14 protein-coding genes are annotated in these 15,218 nt (G+C 69.7%); 9 read left to right on the top strand and 5 right to left on the bottom strand.

Annotated features, from left to right (window positions below; translation table 11 throughout):
* Positions 1-76 precede the first annotated feature (76 nt).
* The 6 genes from LX13_RS22175 to LX13_RS22150 all read left to right on the top strand — a co-directional run bounded on the left by LX13_RS22175 (position 77) and on the right by LX13_RS22150 (position 6,561).
* Positions 77-913 carry a GNAT family N-acetyltransferase gene (locus LX13_RS22175; protein WP_253663455.1) on the top strand — a complete coding sequence of 279 codons (837 nt, stop codon included), beginning with the start codon at positions 77-79 and terminating at the stop codon, positions 911-913.
* A 103-nt stretch (positions 914-1,016) separates the two neighbouring features.
* Positions 1,017-2,843: a penicillin-binding transpeptidase domain-containing protein gene (locus LX13_RS22170; RefSeq protein WP_253663454.1), complete on the top strand. Its 1,827-nt coding sequence runs from the start codon at positions 1,017-1,019 to the stop codon at positions 2,841-2,843.
* 56 nt (positions 2,844-2,899) lie between these two features.
* Complete coding sequence (gene map, locus LX13_RS22165; protein WP_253663453.1) at positions 2,900-3,778, top strand: type I methionyl aminopeptidase; 879 nt, start codon at positions 2,900-2,902, stop codon at positions 3,776-3,778.
* Between the two features lie 6 nt (positions 3,779-3,784).
* A complete protein-coding gene (locus tag LX13_RS22160) occupies positions 3,785-5,341 on the top strand; it encodes a cobyric acid synthase (RefSeq protein ID WP_253663452.1) in 1,557 nt (518 codons plus the stop codon).
* A gap of 10 nt (positions 5,342-5,351) precedes the next feature.
* The gene (locus LX13_RS22155; protein ID WP_253663451.1) at positions 5,352-6,176 is read left to right on the top strand and encodes an alpha/beta fold hydrolase; all 825 of its coding nucleotides are present in this window, start codon (positions 5,352-5,354) and stop codon (positions 6,174-6,176) included.
* Positions 6,177-6,216: 40 nt separating this feature from the next.
* On the top strand, positions 6,217-6,561 hold the full coding sequence (locus LX13_RS22150; RefSeq protein ID WP_253663450.1) for a PLD nuclease N-terminal domain-containing protein: 345 nt from the start codon (positions 6,217-6,219) through the stop codon (positions 6,559-6,561).
* On the opposite strand, the gene LX13_RS22145 is transcribed toward LX13_RS22150, so the two are convergent.
* Genes LX13_RS22145 through LX13_RS22125 form a run of 5 tightly spaced genes read right to left on the bottom strand, consistent with a single transcriptional unit; the run spans position 6,558 to position 11,011 of the window.
* Positions 6,558-7,001: an arsenate-mycothiol transferase ArsC gene (locus tag LX13_RS22145; protein ID WP_253663449.1), complete on the bottom strand. Its 444-nt coding sequence runs from the start codon at positions 6,999-7,001 to the stop codon at positions 6,558-6,560. The genes LX13_RS22150 and LX13_RS22145 overlap by 4 nt on opposite strands.
* Positions 6,998-8,080: an ACR3 family arsenite efflux transporter gene (arsB, locus tag LX13_RS22140; protein ID WP_308214782.1), complete on the bottom strand. Its 1,083-nt coding sequence runs from the start codon at positions 8,078-8,080 to the stop codon at positions 6,998-7,000. Before arsB ends, LX13_RS22145 begins: the two co-directional genes overlap by 4 nt.
* A complete protein-coding gene (locus tag LX13_RS22135) occupies positions 8,077-8,454 on the bottom strand; it encodes an ArsR/SmtB family transcription factor (RefSeq protein WP_253663448.1) in 378 nt (125 codons plus the stop codon). The genes arsB and LX13_RS22135 overlap by 4 nt, the downstream gene beginning before the upstream one ends.
* Positions 8,455-8,504: 50 nt before the next feature.
* Complete coding sequence (gene mtr / locus LX13_RS22130) at positions 8,505-9,893, bottom strand: mycothione reductase (RefSeq protein ID WP_253663447.1); 1,389 nt, start codon at positions 9,891-9,893, stop codon at positions 8,505-8,507.
* Positions 9,890-11,011: an alpha/beta hydrolase gene (locus LX13_RS22125; protein ID WP_372499995.1), complete on the bottom strand. Its 1,122-nt coding sequence runs from the start codon at positions 11,009-11,011 to the stop codon at positions 9,890-9,892. The genes mtr and LX13_RS22125 overlap by 4 nt, the downstream gene beginning before the upstream one ends.
* A 132-nt stretch (positions 11,012-11,143) precedes the next feature.
* On the opposite strand from LX13_RS22125, the gene mqo reads away from it, so the two are divergent.
* Genes mqo through LX13_RS22110 form a run of 3 tightly spaced genes read left to right on the top strand, consistent with a single transcriptional unit; the run spans position 11,144 to position 15,208 of the window.
* Positions 11,144-12,688: a malate dehydrogenase (quinone) gene (gene mqo / locus LX13_RS22120; RefSeq protein ID WP_308214781.1), complete on the top strand. Its 1,545-nt coding sequence runs from the start codon at positions 11,144-11,146 to the stop codon at positions 12,686-12,688.
* Positions 12,689-12,701: 13 nt separating this feature from the next.
* The gene (locus LX13_RS22115; protein WP_253663445.1) at positions 12,702-13,172 is read left to right on the top strand and encodes a GNAT family N-acetyltransferase; all 471 of its coding nucleotides are present in this window, start codon (positions 12,702-12,704) and stop codon (positions 13,170-13,172) included.
* The gene (locus tag LX13_RS22110) at positions 13,169-15,208 is read left to right on the top strand and encodes a VWA domain-containing protein (RefSeq protein WP_253663444.1); all 2,040 of its coding nucleotides are present in this window, start codon (positions 13,169-13,171) and stop codon (positions 15,206-15,208) included. The genes LX13_RS22115 and LX13_RS22110 overlap by 4 nt, the downstream gene beginning before the upstream one ends.
* Positions 15,209-15,218: the final 10 nt, after the last annotated feature.

Here is a 15,218-nt window from a genome sequence, read left to right as displayed (position 1 = left end):
GGATGAGACGTACCCGATCGTCCACGCGGCTCGTCGCCCGACGGGTTGCGCCACACCCTCCGAGCCGGGAGCAACCGTGCTGAAGCTGCTGGGCGACAAGCCCCTCGGCGCGCGAGACGCCGAGGCGGTCGCACACGCGCTCGAACTCGACCCGGTCGGCATGTGCATGGTGGCGGCGCGCGTCGAGGAACAGGGGATCAGTCCCCGGATGCTCGGCGGCGAGCTGTGGAGCAATGGCGACCCCGCGTCGGCCCTGTGTTTCTCCGGCGCGAACCTGATCCCGATGCTCGGCGACGACGAGGACATCGCGGCGTTCGCCGCCCGAGCGGTACGCAATCCGCGTCTGTGCTCGTCGGTGGTCGGCCGCGCACAGCACGTGATCCCGTTCTGGGAACGTGCCACCGTGCACTGGGGCCCCGCCCGCGAGATCCGTGACGATCAACCGCTGCTGGCGATGTCGGGGCCGCCTGAGCTGCGTCCCGACCCGGACGTCCGACGGGTCCGACTCGATGAGATCGACGCGTACCTGCCCGCGGCCATCGAGATGTTCGTCGGCGAGGTGGGTGTCGACCCGTGTGCCGGAGACGGCGGACGGTCCTACCGGCGTCGGATCGCCGCACTGATCAGCGCCGGACGCGCCTTCGCCCGCTTCGAGGACGGCGTGGTCGTGTTCAAGGCCGAGGTGGGCTCGATGTCGCGGCGGGTGGGTCAGATCCAGGGGGTCTGGGTCTCGCCCGAACGACGCGGTCACGGCCTCGGTGCCGCGGGAACCGCCTCGGTGGTCGCCGCCATCGCCGCCGAGGGGCGCATGTCGAGCCTCTACGTCAACGGCTTCAATCATCCGGCACGCCAGGCCTACGAGCGGGTCGGTTTCCGCGAGGTCGGTCGGTTCGCCACCGTCCTGGTGGACTGAGTCACCCTCCGCCGGCGCGCCCGGGATTCCTCGGTGAATTCTCAGGAGAACGTGCTGCGTGGCGCGGCGGCGGACGGGGTGCGCCGACCTAGTATCGGACCCGATGAGAGTGGATCGGAAGGCGACGCGACACCTGGTGTCGCTCGCGGTCGTCGGAGTCGTCGTCGTGGCCGGGACGGCGTGTACGAGCGGCGATGACGACGGACCGCGCGCCGCGGCCGGGAACTTCCTCTCCGTCTTCGGCGCGCACCGCACCGACGAGGCCGCACGCCGCACCGATTCCCCGCAGCGCGCCGCCACCGACATCGACGCTGCTTTCTCCGGCCTGCGGGCCACCGGTATGACCGCGACCACCGGCCGGTCCCAGGTGACCGGCGACACCGCCACCGTGGACGTGACCTACCAGTGGGCGCTGCCGCGCAAGCAGACGTGGCGTTACGACGCGAAGCTGGCCATGTCCCGCACCGACTCCGGTTGGCAGGTGCGGTGGGACTCCACCGACATCCATCCCGAACTGGGTGCGACACAGCAGATGTCGCTGCAGGACGTCCCCGCCCCGGTCGGGTCGGTCAACGAGAGCGACGGTTCGACGGTGCTCGAACCGGGCACGGTGATGCGGGTCGGGCTCGACGCGGCCTCCGCGGCGACGACCGGCTCGGTCTCCGACGCCGCCACCCAACTCGCGGCCATCCTCGGACGGTTCACTCCCGGACTCAGTGCGCAGGCCATCGCGGAGGGCGCGACGGCGGTCTCGGGGAACTACGTCGTCGCCACCATCAACCGCGGCCAGTACGACCAGGTCAGCGACCTCCTCGCGGCCGTACCAGGGGCGACGACGTCGGATCAGGCGGACCTGGTGCCCACCGATCCGACGTTCGCGCCGGACCTGGTGGGGCAGGTCAAGAAGCAGGTGGCGACCGATCTCGAGGGCAAGGCCGGGTGGCGGGTGCTCTCCCTCAACCCCAACGGTGCCACCGCCGGCGTGCTGGCCGAGGTCGATCCGGCACCGTCGCCGTCGGTCGACATCAGCCTCTCGCGCAGCGTGCAGGAGGCCGCCCAGCGCGCGGTCAACGCCGCGTCGCGCTTCCAGACCATGATGGTGGTCATCCAACCCTCGACCGGCCGCCTGCTGGCCGTCGCTCAGAATGCGTTGGCCGACAAGGTCGGTCCGCTGGCCACGATGGGTCTCTACCCGCCCGGGTCGACGTTCAAGATGGTCACCTCGGCCGCGGCGATCGCGACGGGGTTGTCGAAGCCGCAGACCGTCGTCGGATGCCCCGGCGAGGTGACCATCGGCGAGCGCACCATCCCGAACTACGACAACTTCTCCCTCGGCGACGTCACGATGCAGAAGGCGTTCGCCCGGTCGTGCAACACGACCTTCGCCAAGCTCGCCAGCGAGATGGGCCCGTCCGACCTGGCCAACGCCGCCGCCCGCATGGGCATCGGAACCAAGTTCGACGTCCCGGGGATCCCGGTCGACTCGGGCTCGGTGCCGATCGAGCCGGCGCTGATCGCCCGCACCGAGGACGGTTTCGGGCAGGGCAAGGTCCTCACCAGTCCGTTCGGGCTCGCCATGGTCGCGGCCACCGTCGCCCACGGATCGACACCGGTGCCGCAGCTGATCCTCGACCGGGCCACCACGGTGTCCGGCCCGCACCCCGACATCGACCCGGCCGTCGTCCGGCAACTGCGGCCGATGATGCGCGAGGTGATCGTCGACGGCACCGCCGACCGGATCAAGGATCAGGGCGAGGTGTTCGGCAAGACCGGTGAGGCCGAGGTCCCGGGCGGATCGCACGCCTGGTTCGCCGGCTACCGCGGCGACCTCGCCTTCGCAACCCTCGTCGTGCTCGGCGCGAGTTCGGACAACGCCGTCGGCGTGACCCGCGACTTCTTCACCGCCCTCCCGCCGGACTTCCTGGACTGATCCTCGCCCGCTCGCGGGGCGACGAGCGCATCCCCGCGAACGGATATGGTGGATGGATGTCTGTACGTACAGCTCTGGAGCCGGGTGTCGTCTCGCCGACGTTGGCCGTCCCGTCGTCGATACCGCGCCCGGAATACGTCTGGAAGCCGAGCGCGAACGAGGGGCACGAGCCCTGGGTGCAGACGCCGGAGACCATCGAGAAGATGCGCGTCGCCGGCCGGATCGCGGCCGACGCCCTCGCCGAGGCGGGCAAGGCGGTCCGACCCGGTGTCACCACCGACGCGCTCGACCGGATCGCGCACGAGTACATGATCGATCACGGCGCCTACCCCTCGACGCTCGGCTACCGCGGGTTCCCCAAGTCGTGCTGCACCTCGCTGAACGAGGTGATCTGCCACGGGATCCCGGACTCGACCGTCATCCAGGACGGGGACATCGTCAACATCGACGTCACCGCCTACATCGACGGCGTGCACGGCGACACCAACGCCACCTATCTCGCGGGCGACGTCGCGCAGGAGGTGGCCGACCTGGTCGAGCGCACCCACACCGCGACCATGCGAGCGATCAAGGCGTGCCGGGCCGGACGCGAGCTCAACGTCGTCGGCCGGGTCATCGAGTCGTACGCACATCGGTTCGGCTACAACGTGGTCCGCGACTTCACCGGACACGGCATCGGCGAGACCTTCCACAACGGCCTCGTCGTTCTGCACTACGACCAGCCCAACGTCGACACCGTGCTCGAGCCGGGCATGGTCTTCACCATCGAACCCATGATCAACCTGGGGTCGCTGGCCTGGGACACCTGGGATGACGGCTGGACCGTGGTGACACGGGACCGCAGGTGGACAGCACAGTTCGAGCACACGCTGGTCGTCACCGATGACGGCGTCGAGGTCCTCACCCTTCCTCCCACCTCTGCCACGGCCCAGTAGACCGGCGTGCGAGGCGCGCTGCTAATCGGCGGCACGAGTTCCGACGCGGGCAAGAGCCTGCTGGTCGCCGGACTGTGCCGCGCACTGCACCGCCGCGGGGTCCGGGTGGCGCCCTTCAAGGCACAGAACATGTCCAACAACTCGGTGGTCACCGTCGACGGCGGCGAGATCGGCCGGGCGCAGGGCATGCAGGCGTTGGCGTGTGGACTCGAACCGTCCACGCGTTTCAACCCGGTTTTGCTCAAACCCGGTAGCGACCGCCGCTCGCAGGTCGTGGTGTGCGGCCGGCCCGACGGATGGATCTCCGCGACCGACTACCACAGCCGTCGGGTGGCCCTCGCGGAGATCGTCGACGCCGAACTGGCATCGCTGCGTGCGGATTTCGACGTCGTGATCTGCGAGGGTGCCGGGTCGATCGCCGAGATCAACCTCCGGGAATCCGACATCGCGAACATGGGGCTGGCCCAGGCGGCCGACATCCCCGTCGTCGTGGTCGGCGACATCGACCGCGGGGGAGTGCTGGCGCATCTGCTCGGGACCGTCGCGGCGCTCGGTGCGCAGGACCAGTCCCGGGTGGCGGGGTTCGTGGTCAACAAGTTCCGTGGGGCGCAGTCGATCCTCGACCCCGGACTCGACCAGCTCCGAGCCCTCTCCGGCCGGCCCACCCTGGGTGTGGTGCCCTACGAGCCCGACCTGTGGCTCGACGCCGAGGACTCGCTGTCGTCGCCGATCGGACGCACCCTCGGGCTGTCGACGCCCGGGATCGGGGCGGACCGGTTGTCCGTCGCCGCCATCCGACTCCCACGCCTGTCGAACTCGACCGACCTCGAGGCGTTGGCCTGCGAACCGGGCGTCGACGTGCGCTGGGTCGCCGACATCGCCAGTGTCGCCGGCGCCGACCTCGTCATCCTGCCGGGCACCCGCGCGACCGTCTCCGACCTCGCCTGGCTGCGGGAGCGGGGACTCGATCGCGCGCTGACCGAGCGGGCCGGACGCGGCCAGGCGATCATCGGCGTCTGCGGGGGCTACCAGATGCTCGGGACGACGATCCTCGACGAGGTCGAGTCGACGTCGGCGGGGTCCGGTGACGTCGACGGGCTGGGGATCCTGGACCTGCGTGTCGAGTTCGCGTCGGAGAAGACGGTGCGCCCGGTGAGCGGCAGCTGTGGGGGACACCGCGCGCAGGGGTATGAGATCCACCACGGCCAGGTGACCGCCACGACCGAGGCCCCATGGGTCCTCGACGACGAGCACGGTCCCGAGGGCACGATCGCGGGTACGATCCGTGGAACCCACTGGCACGGACTGCTCGCCAACGACGGTGTCCGTCGGGATGTGCTGCGCGACGCGGCGCACGCGGCAGGCAAGACCGGTTTCGTCGTCGCACCCGACACCGACTTCACCGCGATCCGCATGGCGCAGATCGACCGGATGGCCGACCTCGTCGACGATCACCTCGACATGCCCGCGATCATCGCGCTCATCGAGTCGGGCGCTCCGGATGACCTGCCCACGGTCGGCATCACCCTCGAAGCCGGTGGCCGGGGCGAGCAGCGCACGTAAGCTGATGTGGATGAATGTCGACACCACGACCGTCGCCGTCGGCGACCTCGAGTTCACCGTCCGGGTCGGTGGCCCCGCGAACGGTCCCGTAGTCCTGCTGCTGCACGGGTTCCCCAGCAGCGGAACCTGCTTCGACCAGATCGTCCCCCGGCTGCACGAGTCCGGCCTGCGCACCGTGGTCCCCGATCAGCGCGGGTACTCGCCGGGTGCGCGGCCGCCGAACGTCGAGGACTACCGCATCGAGCACCTGGTGTCCGATGCGGTGGGCATCCTCGACGGGCTCGGCATCAACTACGCGTTGGTCGTGGGCCACGACTGGGGTGCGATCGTCGCCTGGCACCTGGCCGGTCGACACCCCGGCCGCCTCACCGGGCTCGTCGCCGTCAGCGTGGGGCACCCGTCCGCCATCGCCGGGGCGCTCTCGCAGAGCACCGACCAACGCGAGCGTTCCTCCTACATCCCGATGCTGATCGATCCCGCCTCGGAGGACCGACTGCTCGCCGACGACGCCGCGTTCCTGCGCGGCCTGCTGCCCGACGACTCCTGCGCGCCACTGCTCGAGCGGGCCGGGCTGACCGGCGCGACCAACTGGTACCGGGCCAACTTCAGCGGCGACATCGCCGCGAACATGGCCTGCGCGCCCGTGGAGGTCCCCACCACGATGGTGTGGAGCGACGGGGACACCGCGCTGGGTCGTGAGCAGGCCGAGGCCAGCTCTCGATTCGTCTACGCCGACTACCGTTTCTGTGAGCTGCCCGGCGTCGACCACTGGATCCCGCAGAACGCCGCGCCCGCACTCGCCAGTGAGATCGCGTTGCGATCCGCGGTGTTCTGATCCGCGGCGTCACCGAACCGAACGACGAGAGGAGGTCGCGATGCCGTTCGTGGCCGTGATCTATGTCCTCATCATCGTGGTCGTGCTGGTCGACATCGTGTTCACCGACGGCCGCACGGTGCGCGGCGTCCCGAAACCGGTGTGGGCGTTGCTGTCGATGGCGCTGCCGCTGGTCGGGCCCATCGCGTGGATCGCCCTCGGACGTCCCCAGAAGGACGAGGCGCACAAGGACGAGGCGCAGGAAGGCGGGACCGAGAAGCCCCGTGCGACAACGGGTTCGGCCCCGGCGATGGACGTCGACACGCAGGCCGCCCTGTTCTCGGCCCAGGCGCGTGAACGCGCCGAGCAGCAGCGCCGCATCGCCCGCGAGCAACGCGACCGCTAGACCGGACGCTGCGCCGCAGAGGCGTTCAGGCGCGCGACCAGATCATCCACTCGGGCAGCTATGTCGTCGCGGATCAGGCGCATCCGCTCCGCACCCTCGATCCCGCGATCCGACGGCTCGTCGGTGTCCCAGGTCTCGACGATCGGGCCGGGGCCGGGGTCGAAGCGCGCCTCGCGACCGAGGACGATCACGTGGGTCATCCGCCCGGCGAGGTCGGGGTCCGTCGGCTTCGGATGTTCCCCGCCGACATCGACGCCGACCTCACGCAGAGCGGCCACCGACATCGCGTTGAGTGCCTTTCCCGGCCGCGTCCCCGCCGAGTGGATCTCGACGGTGTCGCCGACGGCCGCGCGCATGAGTCCCGCGGCCATCTGCGACTTGCCCGCGTTCTTCGCGCAGACGAACAGGATCGACCGGGTCGGAACCGCATGCTCGGTCATCGTCGGTCCACGGTGTCGGCGAAGCGCCGACGCAGCGCGAGCGACACATAGACCAGGCCCACGAGCACCGGGACCTCGATGAGCGGGCCGACGACGCCGGCCAGTGCCTGTCCGGACGTCGCCCCGTACGTCGCGATGGCGACGGCGATGGCCAGCTCGAAGTTGTTGCCCGCCGCCGTGAACGCCAGGGTCGTCGTCCGCTCGTAGCCGAGTCCCATGGCGGCGCCGAACGCATAGCCGCCGCCCCACATGACGGCGAAGTAGACGAGCAGGGGGAGCGCGATGCGGACGACGTCGAGCGGACGGGAAGTGATCTGGTCACCCTGCAGCGCGAACAGGACGACGATCGTGAACAGCAGCCCGTAGAGCGCCCACGGGCCGATGCGGGGGACGAACGTCGTCTCGTACCAGTCCCGGCCCCTGGCTCTCTCGCCGAGGAATCGCGACGCGAACCCGGCGACGAGCGGGATACCGAGGAAGATCAGGACCGACTTCGCGATCTGCCATGGTGAGGTCGAGATCTCGGTCTGCGCCAAGCCCAACCAGCCCGGCAGGACCGACAGATAGAACCAGCCCAGCACCGCGAACATCACGACCTGGAACACCGAGTTGATCGCGACCAGGACCGCGGCCGCCTCACGGTCCCCGCAGGCCAGGTCGTTCCAGATGATCACCATCGCGATGCAGCGGGCGAGGCCGACGATGATCAGTCCGGTGCGGTACTCCGGCAGGTCGGGCAAGAACAGCCAGGCCAACGCGAACATCAGCGCCGGGCCGAGGACCCAGTTCAGCGCCAGCGAGCCGAGCAGGAGCTTCCGGTCGCCGGTGACCGCGTCGAGGCGGTCGTAGCGGACCTTGGCCAACACCGGGTACATCATGATCAGCAACCCGATCGCGATCGGCAGGGAGACGCCGTCGACCGAGATCGTCGACAGCGCGTCGTCGAGCCCCGGTACGGCCCGGCCGAGCAGCAACCCGACGACCATCGCGACGCCGATCCACACCGGCAGGAACCGGTCCAGGGTCGAGAGCCTGCCCACCACCGCCGATCCGTCGCGGGAGTCGGTCGTAGCGCTCACGCGAACGCGGCCGCAACGCTCGTGGTCGGTGCGGCGACCTGCAGCACGTACGCGAGTTGCGCCACCGCGGCCGGCGCCACGCGGTGGTAGACCCAGGTGCCGCGTCGCTCGGACTCGAGCAGTCCCGCCTCGCGCAACACCTTGAGGTGGTGGGAGATGGTCGGTTGCGACAGGTCGAACGATCCGGAGATGTCACAGACGCACGCCTCGCCGCCCTCGTGCCCGGACACCAGGCTCAGCAGCCGGAGGCGCACGGGGTCGCCGAGTGCCTTGAACATCCGCGCGAGACCGGCGGCGGCGTCAGCGGAGACGGCCTCGGTGATCACCGGGGTGGGGCAACACCCGTCCTCGGACGACGATGATTGATTCGACATCCGTCTATATTGATGTCTGTCGAATCAACCGTCAAACCCGGCCGGGGCGGTCAGATGTCGAGGCCCAGCAGCGCGTTCTCCAGGACCTCGGGCATTCCCGGGTGAATCCAGTACTGGCCCGTGGCCATCGACGTCGCGTCGAGCCCGAAGTGCAGAGCCTGGATGACGGGCTGGATGACCGTCGGCGCCTGCGGCCCGATGATGTGGGCGCCGAGGAGTCGGCCGGTACCGCGCTCGGCGATGACCTTGCACAGACCGGTCTTGTCCTCCATGGCCCAGCCGTAGGCGACGTCGCCGTAGTCCTGCACCTTGACCGTGATGTCGATGCCCTGCTCACGTGCCTCCGACTCGGTGAGACCCACCGACGCGATCTGCGGGTGGGTGAAGACCGCGGCCGGGACGAAGCGGTGGTCGAACGCGTCGAGTTCGTCGGAGTCCCAGGAGCGCAGCAGGTTTGCCTGGACCTTGCGGGCCTCGTGGTTGGCGACGTGCTTGAGCTGGTACGGCGAGCTGACGTCGCCGAGGGTCCAGACGTTCTCGGCGGCCGTGCGGCCGAACTCGTCGCACTCGACGCGGCCCTGTTCGTCGAGCGACACCCCGATGGTGTCGAGATCGAGCCCATCGCCGTTGGGTTGGCGACCGGTGGCGACCAGCAGTGCATCGCCGACGAGCGTCGTGGAGTCGGACAGCTCGAGTTCGACGGTGCCGTCGGTGCCCGTACGAGCCCCGGCCACCGTGGCGTTCAGACGCACGTCCCAGGTGTTCTGCGCGATCTCGGTGAAGCGAGCGGAGATGTCGCCGTCGAGGTGGCGCAGCAGGTGATCGCCGCGGGCCACGATCGTGACCTCACTGCCGAGAGAGCCGAAGACGTGGGCGAACTCGGCCGCGATGTAGCCGCCGCCGACGATCAGCAGTCGGCGCGGCAGCTCGGCGAGTCGCATCACGTCGTCGTTGGTGTGGAACGGCACGCCGCCCTCGGAGATGGCCTCGGGGATCACCGGTCGCGAGCCCGCCGCGATGACGACCTTGCCCGCGGTGACCTCGTCACCGTCGTCGGTCCGGAGTCGGTAGCGGCCGTCCTCGGTGCGTCCGGTGAAACGGACGTGTGAGTGATAGACGGTGATGTTGTCGCACTTGTCCTCCCGGTAGGACAGCCCGCCCGCCGAGATGGGGTCGATCCGACCGAAGACACGGCCGACGACATCTCGCCAGCGCACGTCGTCGATGTGGCTGTCGACGCCGTATCGCTCGGACTCCGTGATCGTCTTCGCCACCTCGGCGGCGTAGACGAACATCTTGGTCGGGATGCATCCGACGTTGAGGCAGGTGCCGCCGTAGACGCCCTTCTCGAACATCGCGATGCTCATGTCGTCGAAACGATCATCGGGGATCGAGTTCCCGCTGCCGGATCCGATGATGGCCAGGTCTACGTCGGTCATGTGCGCGCTCCTCGTGCCGGGACGGTGCCCGGCTTCGGTGGGTGGATCTCACGGCGGGTGGACAGTGTGGGGGTGTTCTCCGACAACCACCGGGACAGCTCGGCGTAGGCGGCGGCGCGGGGTTGTGCGCGGGACAGGAACACGTCATGGCGTGCGCCCTCGATCGGGACCGCGGTCACCCGGTTGCCGAGGCATCCGCTCCAGCGGGCGATCTGGGCGGTGTCGAGGACGTTGTCGGCGGTGTCGACGGCCGGTCGGTAGGGGCCGCCGAGAGCACTGCGCGCCGACCGCAACACCAGCGACGGCACCCCGACATCGAGTCCGCGGTGCAGACGGGCGTGTCCACGGCGCACGGCGGAGAGGAACCCGAAGGTCACCGGGAACCCCGACAGCGGCTTGAGTCGGAGGTCGTAGTCCCACTCGCCGTGGGCCGAGGAGTGCAGACTCTGCCCGTACCCGCCGGGCAGTGTGCGCGGGATCACCCGCAGGCCGCCCAGTTTCGCGACAGCGTTGACGAAGACCGTTCCGTAGGAGCGCAATCCGGGCGGCCCCTGCAGGTCGAACCACGGACTGTTGAGCACCAGGCCGGTGACCCGGTTGTGTCGCTGCGGATCGCGGGTCCGGAGGCGGTCGAGCCACAGAGGTGTGATCAGACCGCCGGTCGAGTGTGCGGCCACCACGATCGGCGTCCCCGGGTGCGCGGCGTCGATGACGTCGAGGGCGGCGTCGAGTTCGGCGTCGTAGAGCGCGAGGTCGGAGATGTAGTGCGGCGTGTGCCCCTCGTGCAGCGACCGGCCGCATTTGCGCAGGTCGAGGGCGTGGAAGTCGTAGCCGGCCTCGCCGAAGGCGTCCGCGAGCGCGACCTGGAAGAAGTAATCGGTGAAGCCGTGGACGTAGAGCACCGACGGTCGTACGCCCTCGGTGTCGGCGGGCGTCGCGGTCCGGCGACGGCGCACCAGCGTCGCGTCGACCCGGGCCTCGCCGTCGGGATCGTCGCCGAGGTCGATCGTCAGGGCCTCGAAGCTGTCGCCGAGCAGGTCTGGACCCCACTGCGCGGACCCGGCCGCGAGGGGTGTGTCGGAGGTGGGGGGCACGGGTGTGTGCGATGTGGAAGCCACCGCCCAACTGTACTGAGCTGCCGGTGCGCTTTCCCACACCGACGTTTCGATCGGTGCTCTCATGGGGGACAATGGACCGGAGATGTTCCCGGACCAATCGGCCCGGAGTACGGCAAGGGAGTTGAGCGTCAAGTGTCTTCATCGTCTGCGGTCGTCAAAACCGACGTCGTCCTGGTCGGAGCAGGAATCATGAGCGCCACCCTGGGTGTGCTCATCCGATCGCTGCAGCCCGACTGGTCGGTCAGTGTCTTCGAGCGCCTCGACGCGGCGGCGGCAGAGAGCAGCGATCCGTGGAACAACGCGGGTACCGGGCACTCCGCCCTGTGTGAGCTGAACTACACCCCGCAGACGGCCGACGGTGGTGTCGACATCACCAAGGCGATCACGATCAACGAGCAGTTCCAGGTGTCGCGCCAGTTCTGGGCGCATTCCATCGAGAACGGCATCCTCAGCAACCCCAGCGAGTTCATCAACCCCATCCCGCACGTGAGCTTCACCCACGGCGCCGACGGGGTGGACTACCTGCGCAAGCGGTACGACGCGCTGGCCGGCCAGACGCTGTTCAAGGGCATGGAGTACATCGACGACCCGGCCGAGTTCACCAAGCGCCTGCCGTTGATGTCGACCGGTCGTGACTTCTCCGACCCGGTCGCGTTGAACTGGTTCGAGGGCGGCACCGACGTCGACTTCGGCGCGCTGACCCAGAAGCTGCTCAACACCGTCGCCGACGGCGGCAACGTCAACTTCGGGCACTCGGTCACCGACCTGAAGAAGCAGTCCGACGGCAGCTGGATGGTCAAGGTCGTCAACCTGCGCACCAAGCAGAAGACCACCGTGCACGCCGGCTTCGTGTTCGTCGGCGCCGGCGGTGGCGCCATCCACCTGCTGCAGAAGTCCGGCATCAAGGAGGCGCGTCAGTTCGGTGGGTTCCCGGTCAGCGGCGCGTTCTTCCGCTGCACCAACGCAGAACTCATCGACGAGCACCACGCGAAGGTCTACGGCCGCGCCGCGGTCGGTGCGCCGCCGATGTCGGTGCCGCACCTCGACACCCGTGTCATCAACCACAAGCCGGGTCTGCTCTTCGGCCCGTACGCGGGCTGGTCGCCGAAGTTCCTCAAGGAGGGCAGCAACCTCGATCTGCTCAAGTCGGTGACGCCCTTCAACGCGTTCCCGATCGCGAGCATCGCCCCCAAGGAGTTCGGGCTGCTGAAGTACCTCATCAGCGAGCTCGCGGCCAACTCGAACGACCGGGTCAAGACCCTGCAGGAGTTCGTCCCGCGCGCCCTCGGCGCCGACTGGGAGCTCATCACCGCCGGACAGCGTGTCCAGGTCATCCGCAAGAACGGCGCCATGAGCGGCGCCCTCGAGTTCGGCACCGCCGTGGTCAACTCCGAGGACGGCACGATGGCCGGCCTGCTGGGCGCCTCGCCCGGTGCGTCGACCGCGGTTCCCGCGATGCTCGACGTCCTAGAGCGCTGCTTCCCGCGGCACTTCGAGGCCTGGAAGCCGACCCTCGCCGAGATGATCCCGTCGTTCGGTCACAAGCTGTCCGACGACGAGTCGCTGTTCCGTGAGGTGTGGGACTGGACCTCGAAGGTGCTGGAACTGTCGAGCACCCCCGCCGACGACTCGGTCGCCGACGACGAGCGCCGCGTGGCGGCTCCCACCCCCGTGTGATAGTCACAACCACATGACTGCCACCGCGACCCTGCACCGGAGTTGGGCCCAGGACCTCGACACCGCTCTGATGTACAAGATCCTGAAGTTGCGGGTGGACGTGTTCGTCGTCGAACAGTCCTGTCCCTACGCCGAACTCGACGGACGGGACCTCGACCAGGACACCCGTCACCTCTGGCTGCAGCAGGAGGGCGAGGTCGTCTGCACCTTGCGTCTGCTCGAGGAGCACGACGACGGCAAGTCCTTCCGCATCGGGCGGCTGTGCACCGAACGCGGACACCGCGGACAGGGGCACACCACCCGACTGCTGCGGACCGCTCTGGCCGAGGTCGGGTCGCACGCCTGCCGCATCGACGCGCAGACGTACCTGGTGGACATGTACGCCAAGCACGGTTTCGCGCCCGAGGGGCCCGAGTACCTGCTCGACGGGATCCCGCATGTGCCGATGCGTCGTGGCGGCGGGGAGCCCTGGCAGGCCTCGTGACCGACTCCTCCCACCCCGATCCCGACCCCACCGACCGTCCTCTCGCCCCCTACCCGTTCACCGCGGTGGTTGGTCAGGACGCGCTCAAGCTCGCGTTGATCCTCTGCGCGATCGCACCGTCGATCGGTGGCGTGCTCATCCGCGGTGAGAAGGGCACGGCCAAGTCCACGATCGTGCGCGCACTGGCGCCGCTGCTGCCCGCCGACGACCGGACCGGCGCCGCCGGACGCGTCGTCGAACTCCCGATCGGTGCCACCGAGGACCGCGTCGTCGGATCGCTCGACGTGCAGAAGGTCCTGCGGGACGGCGACGCGTCGTTCACGCCGGGGCTGCTGTCGGCGGCCGACGGTGGCGTGCTCTACATCGACGAGGTGAACCTGCTCGCCGACCATCTCGTCGATGTCCTGCTCGATGCCGCCGCCATGGGACGGGTGACCGTCGAACGTGACTCGGTGTCGCGCAGCTACGCCTCCCGCTTCGTCCTCGTGGGCACGATGAACCCGGAAGAGGGTGAGCTGCGCCCACAGCTGCTCGACCGGTTCGGACTGACCGTCGCGGTCACCGCACCCCGTGACGTCGACGACCGGGTCGAGGTCATCACCCGTCGGATGGACTACGACGCCGACCCGACCGCGTTCGCCGACCGCTGGCGTACCTCCGACGAGTCGATCGCCGCATCGATCGCGACCGCGCGGGCCGCCGTCGGATCGGTTCGTCTGCCCACGTCGGAGATGCGTCGCATCGCCGCCATCTGCACCCAGCTCGACGTGGACGGCCTGCGTGGCGACATCGTCGTCGCCCGCACCGCCCGCGCCCACGCCGCGTGGCGCGGAGCCGACGAGGTCGACGAGACCGACGTCCGGGCCGCCGCGGAACTCGCGTTGCCGCATCGCCGCCGCCGAGATCCCTTCGACGACACCGACATGAGCCGCGACGACCTCGACTCGGCCATGGACTCCGCAGCCGAATCGGCCCAGCAGGACACCGACCGCGACGACGGCGACGGCGACACAGACGGGGACAGTGGTGGGCCGACGGATCCCGATGACGGCGGTCGGGACCCCGACGACGACCCGACCGACCCCGGTCCCGACGACGATCCGGGATCGGGATCGCCTGCCCCGGAGAGCTCGTCGCCCGCCGACGGACCCGCCCGCTCGGCCGACCCGTCACCCACCGACGACGCGGACTCGCGGCGTGACCCGATCCCGGTCGGGCCATCGCCGTCGAACCTCGCCCTGTCGCAGACCGCCTCGGTCACCCGCACCCTGCGGGTCTCCGGCGTCGGTGACGGCGACCCCGGTCGGCGTTCCCCGGCACGCAGCCGACGCGGGCACACCGTCGGATCGACCACGTCGGTCGACGGTTCCGGTGTCCACCTGCACGCCACCGTTCTGGCCGCAGCGGCCGGCCACGGTGAGCGCGGCGGCGGGCCACGACTGCGGGTGACGCCCGCGGACCTGCGGGGAGCGGTGCGCATCGGTCGTGAGGGCAACCTGGTGGTGTTCACCGTCGACCTGTCCGGGTCGATGACCGCACGTCGGCGACTCGACGCGGTCAGCGGCGCGTGCGCGGCACTGCTACGCGATTCCTACCAGCGACGCGACCGCGTCGCGGTGGTGGTGCTCCGCGGGTCGAGCGCCACCGTCGTCGTGCCGCCGACCCGGTCGGTCAGCATCGCCCTGCGAGGCCTGTCCGGGGTGGCCACCGGCGGCCGAACCCCGCTGGCCGAGGGGCTGATCGAGGCCACCGCACTGGTCGAACGTGCCCGACACACCGACCCTCGCCGCCGGCCGTTGGTCGTGGTCCTGACCGACGGCCGCGCCACCAGCGGTCCCGACGCGGTCGGACGCTCCGCATCCGCCGCCGCCCGCCTGCGCACCCGCGGTGTCGACAGCGTGGTCGTCGACTGCGAGCAGGGCATGATCCGTCTCGGCCTGGCCCGTACGCTGGCCGGACACCTCGGTGGCGGCTACGTGGCGATCGACGAGATCACCGCAGACGCCGTGACCGGCGCCGTCCGGGCCGCGGCCTGACCACGCCGCA

This window comes from Williamsia maris, from assembly GCF_024171815.1.
Taxonomy (GTDB): Bacteria; Actinomycetota; Actinomycetes; order Mycobacteriales; family Mycobacteriaceae; genus Williamsia_A; species Williamsia_A maris.
This window is presented reverse-complemented; position numbering and strand designations above follow the sequence as displayed.